Source organism: Microcoleus sp. PH2017_28_MFU_U_A (assembly GCF_020738035.1).
In the GTDB taxonomy this organism is placed as follows: domain Bacteria; phylum Cyanobacteriota; class Cyanobacteriia; order Cyanobacteriales; family Microcoleaceae; genus Microcoleus.
Genome location: NZ_JAEQCX010000002.1, coordinates 1 through 2,903 on the forward strand (window position 1 = coordinate 1; position 2,903 = coordinate 2,903).

The window sequence follows — 2,903 nt, forward strand, 5'->3', positions numbered from 1 at the left end:
TGGGGCGACTCGATACAGAAAAAACTTATCTTTAACCAAGCTTGAATATATTGATCGCTCCTGCTCTTGGTTGGCAATCAATTATTCAGCAAGCCCTATTTAGATTTCTGCGCGCTGCGATCTAAATTATTTAGCAGTCTCGGGGCATTTTTTCGGAGAAAATCGTAATCCACATCTGCCGGTTCCCAACACGCATCAAAATCACCTGGTTTTGGCTTGCTACTAACAAAACTACCGTTAATATAAATAGTTCTACAGCCTGCTGCTTTTAATTGGACGAGTGCCAACTCCAAACCATCTATCATTCGCTGCCTTGTAGAATTAGTACCAAATCTCTGTTTAAACTCCTCCCATTCGCACCAATGCACTCCCGGTGGCAAGTTGCCGTTCTCATCAAAGTCTGGAATCATGCCCTCACACCTTCATACCTTAACACAATTTTACTGTCAGTTTTTAATGACTGTCGATCTGCTCAGCATACCTGAATGTTTTGGAAAAAGCGATCGCCCTTGTGCGATAATTAATAAGTTGTAACAGTACGAGAGACAATCTCCGGTTTCTTAACGATACTAACGATCGCGTTAAGTCCAATACAATTGGCATTGGACTCCCACCACCGCACAACAAGGAGGCGCATTCAATTGGGTTTACGCCGGCGAAGTCGAACCTTGGGAAATCCTGATCAAAGCAACAGACAACAAATTAACCGTCAGCCCAGCCGCCCCCAATCGAGCACCATCCATCACCTCCACTCCCCGCACAAATACCCGTTTGGGCAAGACTTATTTCTATCAAGTAGAAGCCAAAGACCCAGACGGCAACCCCTTAACATATACTCTATTAAATCCGCCCTCCGGCATGGCATTTGCAACGCCAGCTTCGACACCCGCCGGCATGACATTCCAAGAAGGACTTATCAGTTGGACTCCCGGAGTCTCCCACAATCGCCCACCGAGTATCGATTCTACTCCCGCAGAACAAATTACTAATCTCGCCAAGCTTTATCAATACAATTTGACGGGTAGCGATGCGGATGGAGACAGGTTGCTGTGGAGTTTGGACAAAGCACCATCCGGGATGATTGTTGACCCCCTATCTGGTTCTTTACGCTGGCAGCCTAACGCAGAACAAGTTGGCGAACATACTGTTTCTGTAAGGACAATTGACGGTAACGGCGGTTATGCAGTTCAAGAATTCAGTCTGACTGTCAGGGGACTTAATACGCCACCTACTATTGTTTCTAATCCTCCAACTCGGGCTGCAACAGGACAAGTTTATACCTATGCAGTTGCGGCTAAAGATTTGGAAAATGACCCGCTGACTTTCAGTTTAGTCAGCCATCCCGTCGGCATGGCAATTGACAGCAACGGCAGGATTCAATGGACTCCGAATTCTACTCAAATCGGGCAGCATTCTGTGGAAGTTGCGGTGACTGACAAGCAGGGGGCAATTGCTACTCAAACTTTTACTGTCACTGCGGGAACTACTGCTATCAATCTGCCGCCTGCAATCACTTCCACACCTACATTCACAGCCTCACCAGGACGCCCTTATACCTACCAAGTTACTGCAACTGATGCTGACGGTACTATCTCGCAATACCAGTTATTGCAATCTCCAGTCGGCATGACAATTAATTCAGCTACTGGTGTTGTTACTTGGAACAATCCTACTGCTGGAAACCATCAAATAGTAGTCGGGGCGGTTGACAATTCCGGTACGGGTGCGGCCCAAGGTTTTGAGTTAATTGCCAGGGCTAATTCAGCAGCGGTTGTGCCAACTATTCCGATTCAATCTGTTTCGCCCGGTGCCAGTTATCGCTACGATTTGAAGGCGACTGATGCGAATGGAGATTTGTTGACTTTTGCTTTAATTCAATCTCCCAGTGGCATGACTGTTGATGAATTCGGGCGGATTAGTTGGAAGCCGAATGCGGATAATATCGGTAATCATCCGGTTTCTGTTAAGGTGACTGATACTTTTGGGGAAAGCGTTACTGTTTCTTACAATTTAAGCGTTGTTGCCGATACTTCTGCACCTAAAGTCAATCTGATTGCCAGCAACAATAATGTGAATCTTGGAGATTCGGTCATCTTTACCGTGAATGCTGTCGATAACGTGAAAATCGAGTCTTTGGGCTTAACTATCAACGGCACTCCTGTAGTCATAGATGCACAGGGCAAAGCAACTGTCAAGTTAAATAACTTAACTCCCATCACGGCAATTGCCACAGCTAAAGATGCGGCTGGTAATGTGGGGAATGCGACTCAAGTTGTCAGGGCGATTGACACTACTGATGTCAATGCGCCAATTATCAATATCAATTTAGCGGATGATGTTGATGTTTCTGCACCTCTGGTAATTCGAGGTACGATAACTGACAGCAATTTAGATTACTATACTTTGTCAGTAGCCCCGGTTGGTAGCAGTCAATTTAAGGAAGTTTATCGGGGAACGACTGCTGTTACTAACGGCACGATTGCAACATTTGACCCGACTATTTTAGCTAATGGCGCTTACGTTCTGAAATTCACTGCATTCGATGCTAACGGTAACGGTTCGACTACTGAAAGAACGGTGAATGTTGCGGGGGATTTGAAGTTGGGGAATTTCCGGTTGTCGTTTACTGATTTATCGGTTCCAGTGGCGGGTATTCCGATTAACGTGACTCGGACTTACGATTCTTTGAATGCGAATTCTAGCGATGATTTTGGCTACGGCTGGCGAATGGAGTTCCGGGATACTGATTTGAAGACTTCGCTAAAAGCTGACCCGACTTATGAGGAGTTGGGGATAAATACGGTACCGTTTGATAGCAAGACTAAGGTGTTTATTACTTTACCGGGTGGGAAGCGGGAAACCTTTACTTTTAAGCCGACTTCGCATCATCTGAATCAGTATTT

General features: G+C 45.7%; 3 protein-coding genes. 1 reads left to right on the top strand and 2 read right to left on the bottom strand.

Translation table 11 applies throughout. From position 1 onward, the window contains the following. Nucleotides 1–95: 95 nt before the first annotated feature. Nucleotides 96–410: a DUF6932 family protein gene (locus JGK14_RS00015; protein ID WP_325314545.1), complete on the bottom strand. Its 315-nt coding sequence runs from the start codon at nt 408–410 to the stop codon at nt 96–98. A gap of 237 nt (nt 411–647) precedes the next feature. After that, nucleotides 648–779 (bottom strand): hypothetical protein, encoded by a 132-nt coding sequence (locus JGK14_RS00020; protein ID WP_325314546.1) that lies wholly within the window; start codon nt 777–779, stop codon nt 648–650. Between JGK14_RS00020 and JGK14_RS00025 the strand changes: the two genes are divergently transcribed. Next, on the top strand, nt 772–2,903 hold a 2,132-nt coding region (locus tag JGK14_RS00025; protein WP_325314547.1), incomplete at its 3' end, for a putative Ig domain-containing protein. The two genes, JGK14_RS00020 and JGK14_RS00025, sit on opposite strands and share 8 nt — an antisense overlap.

Excerpts from the sequence above, each read along its gene's own strand:
- JGK14_RS00015 (WP_325314545.1), bottom strand. The coding sequence starts at position 410 with ATGATTCCAGACTTTGATGAGAACGGCAACTTGCCACCGGGAGTGCAT.